This window comes from Variovorax sp. 160MFSha2.1, from assembly GCF_048305075.1.
GTDB lineage: Bacteria > Pseudomonadota > Gammaproteobacteria > Burkholderiales > Burkholderiaceae_C > Variovorax > Variovorax guangxiensis.
Genome location: NZ_CP157625.1, coordinates 468050 through 486159, shown reverse-complemented (window position 1 = coordinate 486159; position 18110 = coordinate 468050). Strand labels below are relative to the sequence as shown.

Sequence of the window (18110 nt, the reverse complement as noted above, 5' to 3'; positions counted from 1 at the left end):
AATGTTGTTCCTCTTGCGCTCAGTCGAACGAGAACCCGAAACCCACACGCACGATGGCCTTGCTGCCACCGGTGGCCCAGCCCACGCCCGCATGCAGGGTGGTCTGTCCGTTGTCCGAGCGTTTGAGCAGGTTGAAGCCAATGCCCGCCTGCCCGTTGTAGCCAGCCACCGCCCCGCTCACGTGATAGCGCCCGGGCTCCACCGGCGTGACCACGGCCATCGCTGCCGAGGCCGCGATGCCACCCGAGAGCATCCGCGTGTTGGCATCGACCTTGTCGCCCAGGGCGTTGATGCGGTTGTTCAGGCCGGCGCTGGTCGCGTTGAGCTGGTTGACGTTGACCGCGTCGGTGCCCGCCACGCCCGGTGCCACGTTGTGCACCGTGACCGGGCCGGTGGCGTTGCTGCCGCCCATGGTCACGCTGTTGTAGTTGGTCGTGCCGTCGGCGTTGGTGTCGTACTTGACCGTCGACTGATCGATCACCGCCACCTGGCCCTGCACGCCCCGCAGCTGCGACACGTTGACCGCATCGCTGTCGGCCGTGCCCGCGGCCACGCCGGTGATCTGGCGGAACTGGCCGCTGGCGGCATTGCCCACCGACACGGCCGCCAGCGTGCTCGTGGTCGCACCGATGGCGATGCGCTGCGCGTCGGTCGCGGTGGGCGGCACGTAGCCGGCCACGCCCGCCGCCGTCGAAGCCACCGAGCCCGCGCCCAGCGCCACGCCGCCGGCCTGCGTCACGCTGGTGCCGGCGCCCAGCGCCACGCCCTGCACCGCGGCGGCCGACGACTGCGTGCCCAGCGCGATCGAGTCGGCCAGGTGCGAGGTCGAGCCCTGGCCGATCGCGATGCCACCGGGCGCGCTCTGCTGCACCACGGCACCGTTGCCGATGCCCACGCCGTTGTTGCCGTTGACCACCGTCTGCGGGCCGACCGCGACGGATTCCGCGCCGATGGCCAGCGAGTCGGCCGCCGTGGAGTTGGCGTGGAAGTACTGGATCGGCGTGACCGCGAAGGACTGCAGCGCGCCGCTGAGCTGGCGCACCGTCACAGCATCTTGCGCCTGCGTGCCGTCGGCGACGTTGGTGATCTGGCGGTAGGTGGTCGCGCTGCCGACGGAGAGGGCGCCCAGCAGCGTGCGGTCGGTCGTGTTGAACGGGATCAGGGAACTGCCCGCCGGGATGTTGCCGGTGCTGCCCGCGACCGTGCGGTCGGAAACGGAGCCCGAGCCTAGTGCGATCCCGTTGTCGACGGTGGCGCTCGCATCCTTGCCCACGGCGACAGCGTCGGCACCCGTGGCGCCGTTGTTGTTTTCGTTGCCACCCCCGGTGGACTGGACGCTGAAGTACCTGATCTTGTTGGCCGTGACCGTGCTGCTCAGGTTCTCGATCGACTGGTTGGTGGCGAAGAGCTGCGAGCCGTTGACTGCATCGGTCGAGGTGCCGGAGATCCTGCCGGCCGCCACATTGGTGATCGTGCGTTCGCCGCCGAAGGTGCCGACGCTGACTGTGCCGATGGGCGAGGTACCCTGGAAGTTGTAGGTCGTGCCGTTGATCGTCGTGCTGGCGGTTCCCACCGCTGCGGCCGTTGCCGAGCCCGAACCCAGCGCCACGCTGTTCGCGTCGGCCGCGGTGGCGCCGAGGCCGATGGCCACCGCCGATGTTCCGGCAGCCGCCGCGTTCTTGCCCGAGGCAATGGCGTCGGCGCCCGTCGCGCCGTTGTTGGTTTCGTTCCCGCCGCCTGCGGAATTGACGCTGTAGTACTTGGTCTTGTTGGCGGTGACCGTGGTGCTAAGGCTCTCGATCGACTGGTTGGTGGCGAACAGCTGCGAGCCGTTGATGGCGTCAGTCGAGGTGCCCGAGATTCGGCCGGCCGCCACGTTCGTGATGGTGCGCTCATTGCCCACGCTGCCCACGCTCACGGTGCTCGTCGGCGTGGTGCCCTGGAAGTTGTAGACCGTGCCGTTGATGGTCGTGCTGGCCGTGCCGACCGCCGTGGCCGTGACCGAGCCTGACCCCAGCGCGACGTCGCCCGCATTGGCCGTCGCCGTTGCCGCATCGCCGATGGCCACGCCGCCCGCCTTGCCGGCTGCACCGGCTGTGGAACCGTTGCCCAGGGCCACCGAGCCCTGGCCGACGGCCTTGTTGCCATTGCCGATGGCAACCGCGCCATTGGCCTGATTGGCTGCCGTGGCCGAGGCCGTGCCGTCGTTGTTGGCAACGTTGTTGGCACCGCCAGTGAAGGCACCGCTGCCACTGGCATAGCTCGGATCGCCGATCGCCACGGCCCCGTCGCCGTAGGCGGTGTTGCCCGAGCCGATCGAGATGGCCTTGCCGCCCGCGGCTGTCGCGCCCTTGCCGATGGCCACCGCCTCCGCGGAACTGGCCGTCGCAGCACTGCCGATCGCGATGGTGTCCGCGGCATTGGCGCGCGCGCCGTTGCCCATCGCAACGCCGCTGGTGCCTGCGGCCAAAGCGTTCACACCGGCGGCCAGGGCGTTGATGCCGGTGGCGCCGTCGTTCGCATAGTTCGCCTGCTGCGTGCCATTGTCGTTCACGGCGTAGTAATGGATCTTGGCGCCGTTCACCTGGGTGGTCAGCTGGCTCAGGTTCACCGCATCGGTGGGCGCCACACCCGGCGCCACGTTGGTGATCACGGTGTTGTTGGCATTGATGCCGGTGTTCGTCACGCTCGGACCGCCCGTGATCGTCAGGCCGTTGTTGTTCAGCACCGTGCCGCCCGTCGTCACGCTGGTGAAGCTCGGCGTTGCGCTGGTGGCGATCTGCACCTCCGAGCCGTTCTGCGTGATCGCGATGTTGTTGCCCGCCGTGTAGGTGGCGGTGCCGCCCGGAGCGATGTTCTGCACGCTGGTGCCCGTCACGGTGCCCGTGCCCGTTTGGGCCGTGGTCACGTTCCAACCCTTGCCGGCCGTCACCCCGATATTGGCCAGCTCGGTGTTGGTGGCGAACAGCTGCGAGCCGTTGATCGCATCGGTCGATGTGCCGGAGATCCGGCCCGCGGCCACGTTGGTGACGGTGCGCTCGGCGCCGACGGCGCCCACGCTCACGGTGCTCGTCGCCGCGGTGCCCTGGAAGTTGTGGACCGTGCCGTTGACGGTCGCACTCGGCGTGTTGACCACGGCCGCCGTGACCGAGCCCGAGCCCAATGCCACGTCACCCGCATTGGTGCCAGCCGACGCGCCAGTGCCCAGCGCCACCCCGTTCACGACGCTGACTGCAGCGTTGTTGCCCATGGCCACGCTGCCGGTGGCGGCCTTGGTGGTGCTCGCACCCACGCCCGCGGCGATGGAGTTGATGCCCAGCGCGCCGTCGTTGTTGACGTTAGCGCCCGCCACCCCGTTGTCGTTCACGCTGTAGTACTTGGTCTTGCTGGCCGCCACTGTGGTGGTCAATTGGTCCACGTTCACCGCATCCGTAGGCGCCACACCTGGTGCCACGTTGGTGATCACCATGTTGTTCGCATTGATGCCGGTGTTCGTCACGCTCGGGCCGCCCGTGATCGTGAGGCCGGCGTTGTTGATGACCGTGCCGCCGGCTGTCACGCTGGTGAAGCTCGGCGTCGCGCTGGTGGCGATCTGCACCTCGGAGCCGTTCTGCGTGATCGCGATGTTGTTTCCCGCCGTATAGGTGGCGGTGCCGCCCGGGGCAATGTTCTGCATGCTCGTGCCCGTTGCGGTGCCCGTGCCTGTCTGGGCCGTGGTCACGTTCCAACCCTTGCCGGCCGTGACGGCCACGTCATCGATTGCGGCGTTGGTGGCGAAGAGCTGCGAGCCGTTGATCGCGTCGGTCGAAGCCTTGGAGATCCGACCGGCCGCCACGTTGGTGATCGTGCGTTCAGCGCCGGCGGCACCGACACTCACCGTCGAACCCGGCGTGGTACCCGCGAAGTTGTAGGTCGTGCCGTTGATCACCGTGCTGGCTGTGCCGACCGCTGTGGCGGTGGTCGAGCCGGAGCCCAGTGCCACATCGTCCGCATTGTTGGCGACCGAATTCGCGCCCAGCGCCACGCTGTTCGCCGCTTTGGCGCCAGCCGTGTCGCCCACGGCGACACCGCCCGCGGCCGTGACGGACGCGGCGTTGCCGAGCGCCGTGGCGCGCGCCGCCGCGGCGTTCGCGCCGGGGCCGACCGCCGAAGCGCCCTCGCCGGAAGCGCTGGCGAATTCGCCGACCGCTAGGCTATTGGTGGCACTGGCATTGGAGAAGGCACCTACCGCCGTGGAGCCGCTGACGCCCGATGCCACGGCATTGACGCCGATCGCGGTGCTGCTGACAGCCGACGCCTTGGTGCCGGTGCCGATCGCGATGGCGTCGCCGGCCGACGCGCTCGACTGGAAGCCCTGCGCCACCGACTGATCGCCCGATGCCGAGGCTGCGACGCCGGCCGCCAGAGAGTTGGCCCCGGTCGCGCCGTTGTTGGTGTAGTTCGCCTGCTGCGTGCCGCCGTCGTTCACGCTGTAGTAGTGGGTGGGCGTGCTGGCCGCAATGGCCTGAATCGCTTGGTTGGCGGCGAACAACTGCGAGCCGTTGATGGCGTCGGTCGAGGTCGCAGAAATCCGCCCCGCCGCTACATTGGTGATGGTCCGCTCATTGCCCACGCTGCCCACGCTCACGGTGCTCGTCGGCGTGGTGCCCTGGAAGTTGTAGACCGTGCCGCCGATGGTCACGTTGGGGGTACCCACCGCTGTGGCCGTCACCGAGCCGGAGCCCAGCGCCACGTCGCCTGCATTGGCGGTCGCGCTCGCCGCATCGCCGATGGCCACGCCGCCTGCCTTGCCGACCGCGCCGGCCGTGGAGCCGTTGCCCAATGCCACCGACCCTTGGCCGATCGCCTTGTTGCCGTTGCCGATGGCCACTGCGCCGTTTGCCTGGTTGGCCGCGGTGGCCGAGGCGGTGCCGTCGCTGTTGGCGATGTTGTCCGCGCCACCGACGAAAGCGCCTGTGCCGCTCGCAAAACTCGGATCGCCGATGGCGACAGCGCCATTGCCATAGGCCGTGTTGCCGGAACCGATGGAGACGGCCTTGCCGCCGGTGGCGATGGCATTGGTACCCACAGCGACCGCTTCGGCGGAGTCTGCCTTCGCGTTCGTACCGAACGCGAGGGCATCGACCGCAGCCGCATTGGCTTGATAGCCCCCCGCAAAAGAACGCTCGGCGCTGGCTTTGGAACTCCATCCTGCCGCCACGGCAAAGTTGCCGCTGGCCGTGGAGCTGACGCCGACCGCCGTGGAGTTCCCTCCTGCAGCATTGGCGAACGTGCCCAGTGCGCTGGCGCCGGCTGCTGTGGCTTGGGCCGCGGCGCCAAGCGCTACTGCATTGATATTGCTTGCGATCGTGCCGGAACCCAGTGCCATTGCTGCAGCATCTGAAGCTGTCGCGTTCGGGCCGAGAGCCACTGCGCTGCCTGCAGTCGCCTTGCTCTGGAAGCCTATCGCGGTGGCGTTGCCCTGGGATGCCGTGACGTCCGTGCCGATGGCGACGGTGCTCTCGGCCAAGGCGCCGGTACCTACCGCGGTGCGCGAGCCGAGATAGACCGAATTGATCGTGGATGCGACCGACTGGAAGCCGATCGCGATCGCATTCTGGGCCGCTGCGTTGGCGCTGTTGCCTTGTGCGATGGTATCGAGGGCGAGTGCGTTTGCGCGGAATCCAAGGGCAATGCTGCGCAACCCAGTCGCCCTCGTATTGAAGCCGATGGCGGTAGCGTATGTGTTACTCGCGGTCACGTCCGTACCGATTCCGATTGAGCTCTCGCTCAGTGAACCGGTCGCCGGGGCAGTGCGAGCGCCAAGATAAATAGAGTTGACGCCAGAGGCTGTGGCTCCGGCGCCAACAGATACACCGTTGAATGCGGATCCTGTCGCGCCGCCGCCGACCGCGACTGCCCCCTCCGCTCCGGCGATGGCTTGTACACCCACGGCAACGCCGAACTTTCCAGTTGCCTGCGACTGCACGCCAATTCCGATGCCACCCAAGCCGCTGGAGGTGACGTCCGTGCCGATCGCGATGGAACTTTCGCTCAGTGCGCCTGTCCCGGGGGCGGCGCGTGCGCCCAGGTAGAGGGAATTCGTCGCCGAGGCAATGGCGCCATAGCCGAGGGTCGTGGCATTCAGCCCTGTGCTAGCGGCGTTGAAGCCGATGGCAGTGGCTCCTGCCATAGTCGCTTGAGACTGAAAGCCCGCGCACGTTGCACTGCCGCTGTAATAGTTGTAGGGCGCCGCAGCGCAGTTCACCTGCGCCTGCGCGAGCGAGGCCCCTCCGATTCCGATCATGGTGAGCAGCACACTCATGGCCCCCGCGCGCAAGTGTCCTTGAACGAACAGTGCGCGCAGAGTGGATGCGTTCACTACGCGACTGCTGCCTCGCTTGCCGCGAGCGCGAGTGTTTTCCGACGCCGCCACCCAGGCGCCAAGGGATTCATTCCAAATAGAACAATAAGTTGTATTCATGGGCTCCGTCCATTCGATTCAAAAACCGCTTCTCCCTGGGAATTTCTCAATTAACTGTTGTTAACAACTATTGATGACGACGTTAACGATTGCAACTTGGCCTGTTGCTTTTCGGAGCAATTTGATGGATTTAATTTAGATTTTTAAACGAACACTCACAAATAATAGTAATATAAAGTTACTAAGAAATTTATTTACTTACCACAATATGTTCGCCCCCGGATGTGACTTCTTGGCTGTTATTGGCATCTTTCATTGGGTGCAGAATGAATCGCACTGGCGTTTTGTGGCGTTTTGCCGGGATTGCAGGAAAGTTACGCGCGGAGCTGTTCTGACAGACAAGGCACCACCGGTCAGCGACCCGGGGAGAAGAGATACGCCCGTGCCTGAACCATCGCGCCCGACGATGAGTGCAATCAAAGAGCTGCCTGCGAGGTGAAACCGAAGGCTCCGGCGCTCAGCTCGCTTCCCAAGGAAGTTTCTCCAACGGAAATCCCCGCTCGCGGTCCCAGGCACTTGTCTTTCGAGACCTCACAGGGGGTCCCGGGCGGTGGCGCGGCTGTCATGCAACTGGGCAACCCAGAGCTGTGGGATACCTGCACCGGGCCTCTTGGTCACCCAGAGTCCTTCTCCGGATGCGAACAGGCCGGCATATCAATTCAGCTCTCACGAACCAGCAAGCACGAGATGCCTTCCTTTGCAAGGCATTGCGCTAAATGCCAGAGGTTTTTTGAGGCAGCCTATGCATTGTCGATGTTGCACATATGTCACGCCTCCGACTTCCCGACTCGTGCCGCCAAGAGCCGCTGTCGCGATTACATTGAAAAATGAATTGGTGCATTTCAATTTCAATAGGAATAAAAAGCTACAGATTAAAAATCCCCCATCGATGACGCCACGTAGGTGCGTGGCCATGAATTGAATCCATCCAATTCACGCGCGAACCTTCGTTCACACCGGGGGGCCTATTTCTTCTGGCGACGACCCTGCACTCGCGCACATGGCACACAGCCAGAGACACCGAGGACTTGCTGCAGGCTGTCGAGAGGCGCTCCTCATCCGTCGAGCCACGGGCCTCGACGTGAACAGTGCGCTGCTTCGTCGGCGGGTGCACGGCGACAAAGGAGACTCGGTCGCTCGCGCCCAAGCGACACCACCGACGGCGCAAGACGGGTTGCGCACTCGCAGACTGGATTGCTGCTTTGGCACCGCGGAGCCCGACGTCCCTGCCCGCCTCCTATGAACGTGGGATCCGTGAAGAGGCCCTGTTGGGGTCCACTGGCGCGCCAGGAAGGAAGGCACAGCAATGCCCCGACGGACCATTCACAACGCGACCGTGACCTTGAAGCTGCCGTTCGACATCGGCGCCAGCGCGGAACTCACTGCCTTGCGCGCAGCCGGCATCCCAGTCGACGCCATGGGCAATGCGGAACGAGGGTTTCTCTTCGTGCGGTCGACCAACGGCAGAAGAAGCCAGACCACATCTTTCGATGGTTTGCCGGCGAAGTGGGGCAGGTGCCCGGCTAACTGCGTGCGGTGGACGCTGCCGGCCCTTCAGCGACGGGCGCGAACCAGGTCGCCCCGGCCACTGGGCTCGAACATGTAGCCCACGCCCCAGATAGTCTGGATATAGGAAAACTCTCCGTCCTGCAGCAGCTTGCGCAGCCGAGAAACCTGCACGTCCAGACTGCGATCGAAGACACCGAGCTCACGTCCATGCGCGGCCAGGGCGAGCTTATCGCGCGACAGCGGTTGCCGTGCATGGCGGACCAAGACCTTCAGGAGGGCAATCTGGACCGTCGTGATGCCGAAGATCTTCCCATGCTTGCGCAGCGTACGCGTGCCCAGGTTGAACTCGAACGGTCCGAACTGCACGACCTCGTGGCCCATCGACGGGCCGCCCGGCTCCTCCTTGGGAGGCCGGCGTCGCAAGATTGACTGGATGCGCGCGCGCAGTTCGCGCGGGTTGAACGGCTTGCCGACGTAGTCGTCGGCTCCTATCGTCAAGCCCCGGATTCGGTCGGAATCCTCGGCCCTCGCGCTGAGGATGATGATCGGCGTGCGCAGGCCCTCGGCACGCAAGCGCCTGCAGACAGTGAAGCCGTCCTCACCCGGCAACAGGATGTCGAGCACGATGAGATCGACGACACGGCGAGCAAGGATTGAGGACAACGACCCGCCGCTGCGTGCCTCGAGCACCTCGTAGCCTGATTGCGAAAGATAGCCGCCGAGCAGTTGCCGCGCCTGCGGGTCGTCATCGGCGATGGCGATCACATCGGCTTGTGGAGACGCTGTCATGCCGATGGCGCGTTGGGACCAGGCAAGCAGATCCCGCGCCGCCACCTCGCGCGGCACTGTCTCAAGTTCGCCTTCGTCCAGATCGTCGTTGGCCTGGCGCCAAACTGCTTTCAAATTCATGGGAAACACCGGTCCATCCAGTCGATCGAGCACAAGCCTCAAGCAGGAACGAAGAGCCCCGATTTATAGGGCTGCGTTCGTTGATTGATCAAATCCATCAATCGACAGTGTCGGTGCGCCGCATCCTCGTTCCTTGTCGATGCCCCGCGCGCGCTTCATGGACACAGACACTCAAACGGGCCGCATGGCCGGTGAACTCAGGACCATAGAGGCACTGTGTGCAGCCCTGATCGCCAGTCATCCAAAGCCGAAGGCATTGCGCACAGCCTTCAAAGCGAGCAGCGGACAGTTGCTTGCGCTGGCCAGTACGTATGCGGGCGGCCCCGCATCCGTGCTTCCAAGCATGGAAGCGCTCGCGAACGCCTTTATGGAAGCGATCGGACACGCCGTCGAACGCAGACCGGGGCACTCTTGCTCGGCGCGCCCCAGCAGCGAAAACTTGCGTGCGCCACCGAGCGTCGACGATGCAGGGATGCTTTCAGGCTGCGGCGATTGAGCGGCTGCAAGCCGCCCGACGCCTTCGAGCGGGGGATGGCCCGCTGGCATCGAGGAGTGCCCAGTGATACGTCCTTGGGCAACCTCTACCAGCGCCAACGGGCCATCGCAACCAATAACGGTTTCGCCTCATCTCGTGCGCGAAGGATGCGTCGCGGATCATTTTCATGCCCCTGAATGGCCTGAAGAAATGAGACGGTGTGCCGCCGGCAAGAATTGCCGTCGAAGGAAATTTTGCTGCAAAAACTGCACGCGCTTCGCCATCAAGGATGTCCTTCATAGAACACGCTCTGCGGCAACGCAACCGGCTTCATCGCCGGGACGGGCCCGAGCTCGGCCAGGATGGCGAAAAGTTCGTCCACCCGATGCGCACAGGTATGGCGGTCACGTACCGTCGCGAGGCCCTGCTCCGCCAGTGACTGAGCGAGCGCAGGGTCCTCCAGCACGTCGCGCAAATGTCGCTGCATCGCTGCACCTCCACGCGCTACCAGATGATCGCGCCCTGGGGAGAACGAGCCCTCAGCGTCATTCCACCTGCCGCTGACCAGCGGAATGCCACAGGCGAGCGCCTCGAACATGCGGATGGCCGGAACACCCGGCAAGGCGTCCGCATGCGGTTTGTGCGGCACATGGATCGTCACCGCGTGGCGGGCGAACACAGCAGGCATCTTGAAATTGGGCAGCCATCCGGCGAAATCCGCGCCTGCCGAATACAGCTGGAAAAGTGCGCGATCGGAGTAGCGCACACCGTACACACGCGCCTTGAGTTCCAGCCGCCGCACGGGGCCGAGCACGAACTCCTCGATCTCTGCGACGCGCCTGCCGTCGCCCCAGTTGCCGATCCACACAAGCTCGCCGCGGCGGAGACCCGTCTTCTTCAGTGTCTTCACCGGGTGGAACCGCCGCACGTCAGCCGCTTCGTGCCAAGTCCACGCGTGTTGGGCCCAGCCTCGCGCGCGATACAGGTCCCGCACCACGTTACCGAGGGCGAGGACGCCGTCGTAGTGCGAAAGGTCGTAAGCAGCCATGGCGCGCTCGTCCGTCACCGCGCGGTGATGCGTGTCATGGAAGAGCAGCCGGTAACGGCCACCATCGCGACGGTGCTGCCCGATGCGACGCACCACCGAGTGATCGGTCCACTCATGGACCAGCACCACGTCGGCACCATCGAGCACCACGCTCAGATCGAGTGTGGAGCGATCGTAGGCGATGCTCGCAAGCTCGTGATAGCAACGCGCGAAATCGGCAAGGGGTGCGCGCCCATGCTCCGCCTCCAGGTTGGCGCGGCTCCAGCCCCGCCTCGGTTCGTAGACGACCACCTCGTGTCCGCGCGCGATGAGTTCGCTGCACAAGCCGCGCAGAAAATGTGCGTTCCCGTGGTTCCAATCCGAAACGAGCGAATGACAGAACATCACGAAACGCATGCGCCCCTGGCATGCAGGGTCGCTGCTAGAGCCGGCTTGCATCTGACTCTCCTCCGCCATGACGGCTTCGGCGATATGGCAATCCGCGTGCCCACGCAATCGCTCGTGGGTCCAGCCAGCACGTTGCGGTTTACCGGCCTCTGACGAGGCCCGGAGCAAAGCGCTCGCTCCCAGTGGAGTCAGAATCGCATGGAATCAACAGTCTCATGCGTCAATCGATCATCCTCGTCCCCGTCGGGGCGAAGCGGTTGGACACCCCTTCGAGCTGCGGCACGTTTCGGCAACGTCCTCTGCCCTATCGACGCCAAGGACGTGGACCATTTCGACAGGAAGAAGCGGGCGCGTTTCGAGAACAAGAAACGCGCCGATCGGAAAGCAAAGAAAACAATGGAATCCATCGACATTTCATCTGTGTACTACCTCGACGGCGTGGTCGTCGCACCCGACTTCGTGTTCCTGGCAACCCAGCTGAACACCCTGGATCCGCGCGAGACCGCACACACACGGATGTCGACATACAACCCGGCCGAGCAGGAGCTGCCATTCGGGTACTTCGATCTCGAGGACAACATCGTGTCGGTGCACGCGTACCGGACGTTGCCGCCAGACAAGAAGCGATTCGTCTGCCTCGGCGCACAAGGTGCTGTCCATTTCGTTCGCGGCAGTACGAGGGAGGTCCGCACCGAGCGGATTTCCGGCGCGGGGATGCTGGAGGGCAGCTTCGGTGGCCTGATGAGCCACCTGCGAGAGATCGACGGCCAGCTGTGGGCCTGCGGCCAGCACGGGCAGGTGTATCGCCGCTTCGGCGTCGACGACTGGCGCGAGAACGACCAGGGCATTCGCGTGAGGGTCGATCCTGCCCAGGATGGCGCCGATCGCATCGGCGAGATGCTGGAGGCCATCTCGACCGCACCGATGCTGAGTTGCATAGACGGTACCGGCGCCAGCGACGTCTACGTGGTGGGACTGCGCGGCTTCATGGCGCATTTCGACGGCGAGCAATGGACCGAGATCGGGTTACCAGTGAGTGAGCATCTGGAATGGGTGCGCTGCAACGGCCCGGATGAGGTCTGGGTGTGCGGGCACAACGGGACGCTGCTCAAGGGCAGCGCACGAACGGGGTTCCGGAGGCTGGGCCGCTCGGAGGATCGCCGGACGTTTGTCTGCCTAGCCCCATTCGACGGTGCGGTCTACCTCAGTACCGAGGACGGCCTCTTCCGGTTCGATGGGCAGTCGATTTCACGGGTGAAGTCGAAGCTCAAGCCCGAGTTGCAGGACGCATGGCGGCTGGACCGCGTCGACGGCGTGCTGTGGAGCATCGGGATCAGGGACCTGGCACGGTTTGACGGCAGGCAGTGGGTCCGGATCCATCATCCCGACAACGAGCCGATCCGCAGATGAGCCGGTCGCTTTTACCCTTCAACAGCAAACGCGTGTGACCCGGATTTCGAAACGGGCGCATCCCTTGAAATCACATCGGCATCGGCATCGGCAGCGACACGGTGAAGAGTGAGAACGGCACCGTCCTCGGCGTAGTCGGCGGTGAGTTTGCGGCGGCGCTCAGCACCTGGGTGCCTAGACCGGAAGCTTGTTTGCGCGCCCGTTCAGGTAAGCGGTCATCGCTGGACTCATGAATTGAGCAGGGATCTCGTCGGCCAGCTTTTGCGGATCGCCCAGCGCCAGGAAGCATTCCTCGTATTCGCGCTGCAACTCGAACTGCGATGGCAGCATCAGCAGGCTCTTGGGCGCCAGCATGAAGCACGCCCTGCGCACTGATGGCGTCAGTTGCTTGGACGGGATCATGCAAACCAATTCGAGAATCTCAGGCCGCCGCAGTGGACATTGCGGCGCAGCAGCGAAAGGTACGTGGCTTCGATGCGCGGTTCCTTCGGGATCTTGGCTGCGCAGGTGCAGTCACGCCATACCACGTCACGCCATTCTTCCAGCGTCTGCGGAGACGCCATCGAGGCAAGGCTGCGTCCTTTGCGCAATCCGTCCAGGGCCACTCCCAACGACAGCGGCGACTTCTTCAGCGGCTTCCTCAAGGCCGCGGGCACGCGGTCGTCGTCATCCGGATCCCGTTCCCGAGACATGTCGATGTACACGACCTTGTTGCTGCTCGCGGTCTCTCGGACATCGACAAAATGGTCGTCGTTAATCAATGCCTGGGCGAAAAGCTGGCCGCCCACAATCAGCTGGCCGTGGCTGTAGTGTCCATAGACCAATTCCTCCACGCGAAGGTCGCCACCAATCTCGACGTGGGCACCACCACAACTGACTTGCCGCGCACTGAGCGAACCGGCGACCAGCAGCATCGGGCCAGAGTCGGCGCCGGCGTTCACCAGTGCGCCCGTTATGTGCAGGTCCCCATCGATGCAAAGGCCGCGGATGCTTGCTCCAGCGGCCAAGTCTTACAGAGGCCCCTTGTGCGGCAGCATGGACAGCGTAGCGACGATCCCGCCATCGTCCCAGCCAGCCTCCCAATCCAGCGTCAGGTTGTCTTCAAGGTTCAGGTTGCCCGTGTGCACCAGCACGAGGTCCGACTGCTTCAGCCAGGAGGGACAAGAAAATGCAGTGGAGATTTCTCCGATTGTCTTCAGCGCAAACATTCCGTGTCCTTGAGTGTTGTCGGCGTTCAAACCTGGTCGGCCTTCATTGCGCCTTCAGCGAGCCAGCCGCGCTCCGGTACTTCTTCTTGAGCAGATCCCGGGGCGTCTTGCCCGCACGGTTGCGGACATCCCAGGAGGCACCCAGGTCGAGCAGCAACTGGATGCCGGGCAAGTCGTGCTCGCTGTCGACATGCCCGGCCATGAGGTGCAGCGCCGTGTTGCCGTCGGCATCCTGGGCATCGGCCTGCAGGCCCCAGCGCACCATCTGGGCCCACAGGGTGTTGGAATGGGTGTAGAGGCGGTGCCCCTGCTCCACCGCGAAGTGCAGGCAGGTCTGGCCCCGGGCGTTGCGCCAGCTCGGATCGAAAGGCAGGCGCTCGGCCAGCAGCCGGGCGCACTCAAGGTGCCTGCAGTAGGCCCAGGCGTTGTTTCCCTGCGAATCCGTCAGGGCCGGGTCGGCCCCGGCCGACAGGAAGGCCTGCACGGCCTCGGTGGGCGCGGTCTGCGACCATTCCTCCAGTACCTTCTGCAAGGGAGTGGTAGCCGTCTCGTCTGGCGCAGGGCGGGAGAGATCATTCACGTCCAGACCATGATCGAGCAGCAGCCTGATCTCCTCGAGCGAACGGGCGTAGTGCATGGCTGTGCGGCCTTGCAGGTCCCGCGCCCGCGGATTGGCGCCAGCGGCGAGAAGGCGGGCCTGGGTCACGGGGCCTGCGCGCATCAGCAGCGTGGTCGTCGCCACACCGGATGAGGTGTCCCACCCTACGTCAGGATTCGCACCCGCAGCGAGCATCGCGTCGAGCACAGCGAAGTACTCGTCGTCGGACAGTTGCTCGGCATCCAGCAGGCGGTGCAAGGCCGCGAAACGCTCTTCGGGCCAGGGGTCGACGCGGGCGCCGGCCTGGATCAGCCACAGCAGTGTCGGAGCCTTCGCAGTGGTCATTGCGGCCAAGAGCGGCAGCTCATGGGTGGCCAGCGAGGCGCCATGCCGCACCAGGCATTCCAGCATCGCGAGATCGTCACGCCGGGCGGCCAGGACCACGGCCGTGTTCTCCTTGTAGTAGTAGTCGTCCAGATCAGCGCAGTCCAGCTGGGCACCTGCGGCAATCGCTGCTTCGGCCGCCTTGACGCTCCCTTCGACCGCCGCCTTGAGCAGTGCGAAATCGGCGGGCGTGCTGGCACGCACGGGCTTGGGACGCACCGCGCCTTGCGCAGGGGCGTACGCAGGGTCGTCGGCCAGCCACACGCGCCAACGCGCGGCGACCGGGCCTGCACTGTCCCAACGCACGCGCTCGGAGCCCTCGTCGGCCGTGAACAGGTGCCAGCAATGCCAGGTCGAGCCCACGCAACCCAGCACGATCCAGCCACTGAGGAATTCGAACAGGTCGGCCGCGATCACATGACCGTGCGGGCCATCCTGTTCGTGACTGAAATAGCGCACCGGCCGGCAGTCAGGGTCTTCGCTGCGCAGGTCCAGCGCCAGCAAGTCGCCGTTGCGCAGTTCCATGAACGGCAGGTGCCGCTCCCAGAGGGCCTGCAACGCCGTGGCCTCGGCATCCTCTTGGTTCTCCCTCAGGTCCGCCACCCAGCCCTCGACCCAGTTGGACAACGCCCGCCCGCTGGCATCGATCTGCTCGACGTCCCAGAGCGTTCCGCCGCCGCTGTAGCAGGCGGCGAACTCGCCGTCCGGCTCGTCCTCGTCCGGCGCGCGCCAGCTGAAGGTACAAGCCGAAGCCTGGGTGAACAGCCAGCGCAGCTGCGCGGGCAAGGGGCGCCCCATGCGCCGCCTGAGTTGGGTGTCGAGCGCCTTCAGTTTTTTTTCGGGCAGCGGCTCGTCGAAGGTCAGGGGCTCGATCTGCCAGCCACGGCCAGCAGCCACCGACTCCATGGATGACAGCTGATCGTTCCAGGTCTTCCACAGGCGCGCGAGTCCGGCTGTGTCGGCCGGAGATACGGAGCCTGCGCAGCGCCAGGAAAGAACAACAGGAAAACGTGCAGCGGTCTTGGCGCTCTCGGGTGTCGGCATCGCGGGAATATGGCTCTAGCGGTTGATGATCATGGAGTAGACCGGGGGCGCCTGCGACCGGTCCACGAAAACATAGGCGGTTCCGTCCGAGCAAAAATTCGCCACCTCGGTGCCACCACCTTCCTCCAGGCTCACCCAGTTGTCGATCTGCAGCACCAGTCGACCGGGAGGTACCTGCTGCGCGCCATTGGCGGTCCAGTACGGCACGCCGCCGGCCTTGGTGCGCCAGGCGCTGGCCCAGTTGTGTGGGTGGGCGACCTCGTCAGGCAGGTCGGCGTGCCGGCCGTAGTCGTAAAAAGCGTCCTCCAACTCGGCGGGAACGCCGTCGTCGGCCGCATACCAATGCGTGATTGCGAGCTCGAGCAACACTTCGGGCAGGCCACCGTTTTCGGCCGCAGGCGCCGGCGTCGGCGCATTTGCCAGCGCCTGATGCGGCACTGTGAAGACGGCGTTGGCACCTCCATCGGCCTCCCAGAAGCTACACACGCTGTCCCATTCGCACTTGAAGACGAACAGCACTTCGCCGTCCTGCACGCCAGGCAACGCGCAGGCGTCGGCCGGCAACTGGGCCAGATGGCTCATGGGACGGCCGCATTCCTTGCAGACAGGCCACATCGGTGCGGGCAGGCCCCAGGGCAGCCCGCCCAGCTTGGGCACCACGCCCGGCGGCGCACCTCGGCGAAAGCGGGGGTAGTGGCTCAACATGGTGGGATAAGAACGCTCTCGCGCTTCAGGTCAGTCAGATTCATTCATTGGCCTTTTGCTCGCACAGTTCGCGCTGCATGGCCGCGGCGCTGAAGATCCGGGTCCTATGGCCGTCCCGCTTGTAGGCTGCGCCACCGTAGCCGACCAACAGCAGGACGCCATCTCCCACACAGAGGTTGCCGGCGCAAGTCCCCATGTGATCGGGCAGCTCTGCGCTTTCGACCTTGTCGTTGTGGATGTGCCAGACCCCGTAGTCGGAAGTCGCCCAGACCCGGTCTTCGTACCAGACCATGTCCTTGAAAGGCAGCGACATCGAGCCCTCGTGAATCCGCTGCCAACGCGCGCCCCGTCCCTTGAAGGTCGTGCCCTGCTCGCTACTGATGTAGACCTGCCCATCGCCGGCGCAAACTACCGTTTCCAAGTCGATGTCGCAGGGGAAGTCGAGCCTCCGCCAGGTCTGGCCATCGAAGTGCCAGACATTGCCGGCGTTGGTCATCGAATTCGGCCCGCACCATGCCCGACCGCCCTGGCCAGGCTACGCGTTTCCGCTTCACCTTCGCCATGGCAAGAACTTGCGGCCGGTGGCGCTTCATTTCCCTGACGCATTCGTACTCGTCCCATTGAACCAGCAGGAACTGCACCTGGGAGTTCCCGCCAAGTCCCTCACGGCTGTCTCACTCATCGGAGTGCTCGGTCACGGCGTGATGACCGCATTCAGAAGTGTGAACATGAGGAGTCGCTGGAGACCGCTCCACTCGCTTCGCGGTAGCGGTGATCGACCTCGCTCCAACGCAACACTGGCAGCACGTAGCCGCCGCCAACGGCTGGGTCGTCCACCTGGCCGCGGATTTCCTGCGGTACGCCTTTGCGCCACAGGCCAACGCGCAGCGTCAACGCCCGCGGCTGATCATGGGGAAAAAGTTCGCGCAAGCCACCCACACAACGGAAATCGCGATCGACCAGCAGCGGTTTGGGAAAGTCCTCCCACGGCGCGTTGGCAGGACGTCCCCGGAAGTACTCCTCGGCGAAGACCGAAATCAACGCAATTTGTGACTGAGCGCCGGGCGCCGCCAACTCGCAGCGGCGCACAGCTTCGGCATAGGGCTTCCAAGGTCGCGGCAGCCGGGCACGGTCCTCCACGGACAGCGACACGCAGGCTTCGGGCAATAGGACTTGCCATGCCGCAGCACTTTTCATGGCAGCGGTGGCCGACCTCGTCGACGGCCCTCTGGCATCAGCCCGAACGACCAACGGTGCCGCGAGCATCCATATCGCCAGCGCCCCCACCACGCTACGGAACGGTCCTATTCTCTTTTCAACCAGTTGCCGCGGGTGATGAGACTGCCCGGCAACATTCTCGATACGACCCTTTAGGCTTGCCGGGAACTCTGTGTTTGCGCCAGCACCTTCGGTCATTCGCAGTATCCCGTGTCCCAGGCGCGCATGCCGTACCTCACCTGCACCAGCCGCCGGTCCCCCGTCTGGTCGGCCACCAGGCAGAAACTGGCATCCTGCCCTCGCGTCGGATCGGATGAGTCCGATGAGCGCGTATTGAGATAGACCCGATACACCCTGCCGGCCCGCAGCGCCGGTGCGGAGGCAGGCGAGGCAGTGGCGCCGTCCAGGATCTGGCCATAGACGACGCAATTCGCGGGAGACATCTTCAAGGAGGACGCAAGGTCAGGTGCCATCGACCAGACCGTGTTCACCGGTTTCGTGGAGCTGTCGCTGAGGATCACCGCCTGCAGCAGAAACGAAGGCCCCCGCTTCGCTTCCTTGTCGCTGATCGTGAAGCATGGCTGTCCGTCTTGCAGCCGGACTTCGGCCTCTCCAATGCGCGACATGGCGCAGGCGTTGTCGAGCCAGACAGACAAACCCATGACCATCAAAGACGCAAGGCGGGCACGAAACACCACTCCGGTTGTCAAGAAAGGCACTCGTCAACTCTTGAAGAAATGAGCAGTGTAAGC

The 18110-nt window shown here is 64.7% G+C and carries 13 protein-coding genes; 2 read left to right on the top strand and 11 right to left on the bottom strand.

Annotated elements, in window-relative coordinates:
- Positions 1 to 19: 19 nt before the first annotated feature.
- Together ABL838_RS33740 and ABL838_RS33735 are read right to left on the bottom strand one after the other, a co-directional pair.
- Positions 20 to 6463, bottom strand: coding sequence for an ESPR-type extended signal peptide-containing protein (locus ABL838_RS33740; protein WP_418126100.1), 6444 nt, complete (start codon positions 6461 to 6463; stop codon positions 20 to 22).
- Between the two features lie 1554 nt (positions 6464 to 8017).
- The gene (locus tag ABL838_RS33735) at positions 8018 to 8881 is read right to left on the bottom strand and encodes a response regulator (protein ID WP_418126099.1); all 864 of its coding nucleotides are present in this window, start codon (positions 8879 to 8881) and stop codon (positions 8018 to 8020) included.
- Positions 8882 to 9038: 157 nt separating this feature from the next.
- On the opposite strand from ABL838_RS33735, the gene ABL838_RS33730 reads away from it, so the two are divergent.
- Entirely contained in the window at positions 9039 to 9377 is a 339-nt protein-coding gene (locus tag ABL838_RS33730; protein ID WP_418126098.1) for a hypothetical protein, read from the top strand.
- Between the two features lie 262 nt (positions 9378 to 9639).
- Here ABL838_RS33730 and ABL838_RS33725 read toward each other — a convergent pair whose 3' ends face one another.
- Positions 9640 to 10800: a CgeB family protein gene (locus tag ABL838_RS33725; RefSeq protein ID WP_418126097.1), complete on the bottom strand. Its 1161-nt coding sequence runs from the start codon at positions 10798 to 10800 to the stop codon at positions 9640 to 9642.
- Between the two features lie 312 nt (positions 10801 to 11112).
- Here ABL838_RS33725 and ABL838_RS33720 point away from each other — a divergent pair, with 312 nt between their 5' ends.
- The gene (locus tag ABL838_RS33720) at positions 11113 to 12201 is read left to right on the top strand and encodes a hypothetical protein (RefSeq protein WP_418126096.1); all 1089 of its coding nucleotides are present in this window, start codon (positions 11113 to 11115) and stop codon (positions 12199 to 12201) included.
- 174 nt (positions 12202 to 12375) lie between these two features.
- Here ABL838_RS33720 and ABL838_RS33715 read toward each other — a convergent pair whose 3' ends face one another.
- From ABL838_RS33715 to ABL838_RS33680, 8 genes are all read right to left on the bottom strand, one after another.
- Positions 12376 to 12603, bottom strand: coding sequence for a hypothetical protein (locus ABL838_RS33715; protein WP_418126095.1), 228 nt, complete (start codon positions 12601 to 12603; stop codon positions 12376 to 12378).
- On the bottom strand, positions 12600 to 13115 hold the full coding sequence (locus tag ABL838_RS33710; protein ID WP_418126094.1) for a hypothetical protein: 516 nt from the start codon (positions 13113 to 13115) through the stop codon (positions 12600 to 12602). Before ABL838_RS33710 ends, ABL838_RS33715 begins: the two co-directional genes overlap by 4 nt.
- Positions 13116 to 13211: 96 nt before the next feature.
- On the bottom strand, positions 13212 to 13439 hold the full coding sequence (locus tag ABL838_RS33705) for a hypothetical protein (RefSeq protein WP_418126093.1): 228 nt from the start codon (positions 13437 to 13439) through the stop codon (positions 13212 to 13214).
- A gap of 13 nt (positions 13440 to 13452) precedes the next feature.
- Complete coding sequence (locus tag ABL838_RS33700; protein WP_418126092.1) at positions 13453 to 15435, bottom strand: SMI1/KNR4 family protein; 1983 nt, start codon at positions 15433 to 15435, stop codon at positions 13453 to 13455.
- A 15-nt stretch (positions 15436 to 15450) separates the two neighbouring features.
- Entirely contained in the window at positions 15451 to 16017 is a 567-nt protein-coding gene (locus ABL838_RS33695; RefSeq protein WP_418126091.1) for a hypothetical protein, read from the bottom strand.
- 163 nt (positions 16018 to 16180) lie between these two features.
- Complete coding sequence (locus ABL838_RS33690; protein ID WP_418126090.1) at positions 16181 to 16636, bottom strand: hypothetical protein; 456 nt, start codon at positions 16634 to 16636, stop codon at positions 16181 to 16183.
- Positions 16637 to 16854: 218 nt separating this feature from the next.
- Positions 16855 to 17556 (bottom strand): hypothetical protein, encoded by a 702-nt coding sequence (locus ABL838_RS33685; RefSeq protein WP_418126089.1) that lies wholly within the window; start codon positions 17554 to 17556, stop codon positions 16855 to 16857.
- On the bottom strand, positions 17553 to 18068 hold the full coding sequence (locus tag ABL838_RS33680; protein ID WP_418126088.1) for a hypothetical protein: 516 nt from the start codon (positions 18066 to 18068) through the stop codon (positions 17553 to 17555). Before ABL838_RS33680 ends, ABL838_RS33685 begins: the two co-directional genes overlap by 4 nt.
- Between the last annotated feature and the right edge of the window lie 42 nt (positions 18069 to 18110).

What these genes read in the sequence shown, in the direction of transcription:
- ABL838_RS33740 (WP_418126100.1), bottom strand. Translation starts at nt 6,463, where the DNA reads ATGAATACAACTTATTGTTCTATTTGGAATGAATCCCTTGGCGCCTGG.
- ABL838_RS33735 (WP_418126099.1), bottom strand. Translation starts at nt 8,881, where the DNA reads ATGAATTTGAAAGCAGTTTGGCGCCAGGCCAACGACGATCTGGACGAA.
- ABL838_RS33730 (WP_418126098.1), top strand. Translation starts at nt 9,039, where the DNA reads ATGGACACAGACACTCAAACGGGCCGCATGGCCGGTGAACTCAGGACC.
- ABL838_RS33725 (WP_418126097.1), bottom strand. Translation starts at nt 10,800, where the DNA reads ATGCGTTTCGTGATGTTCTGTCATTCGCTCGTTTCGGATTGGAACCAC.
- ABL838_RS33715 (WP_418126095.1), bottom strand. Translation starts at nt 12,603, where the DNA reads ATGATCCCGTCCAAGCAACTGACGCCATCAGTGCGCAGGGCGTGCTTC.
- ABL838_RS33710 (WP_418126094.1), bottom strand. Translation starts at nt 13,115, where the DNA reads ATGCTGCTGGTCGCCGGTTCGCTCAGTGCGCGGCAAGTCAGTTGTGGT.
- ABL838_RS33700 (WP_418126092.1), bottom strand. Translation starts at nt 15,435, where the DNA reads ATGCCGACACCCGAGAGCGCCAAGACCGCTGCACGTTTTCCTGTTGTT.
- ABL838_RS33695 (WP_418126091.1), bottom strand. Translation starts at nt 16,017, where the DNA reads ATGAGCCATCTGGCCCAGTTGCCGGCCGACGCCTGCGCGTTGCCTGGC.
- ABL838_RS33690 (WP_418126090.1), bottom strand. Translation starts at nt 16,636, where the DNA reads ATGACCAACGCCGGCAATGTCTGGCACTTCGATGGCCAGACCTGGCGG.
- ABL838_RS33685 (WP_418126089.1), bottom strand. Translation starts at nt 17,556, where the DNA reads ATGACCGAAGGTGCTGGCGCAAACACAGAGTTCCCGGCAAGCCTAAAG.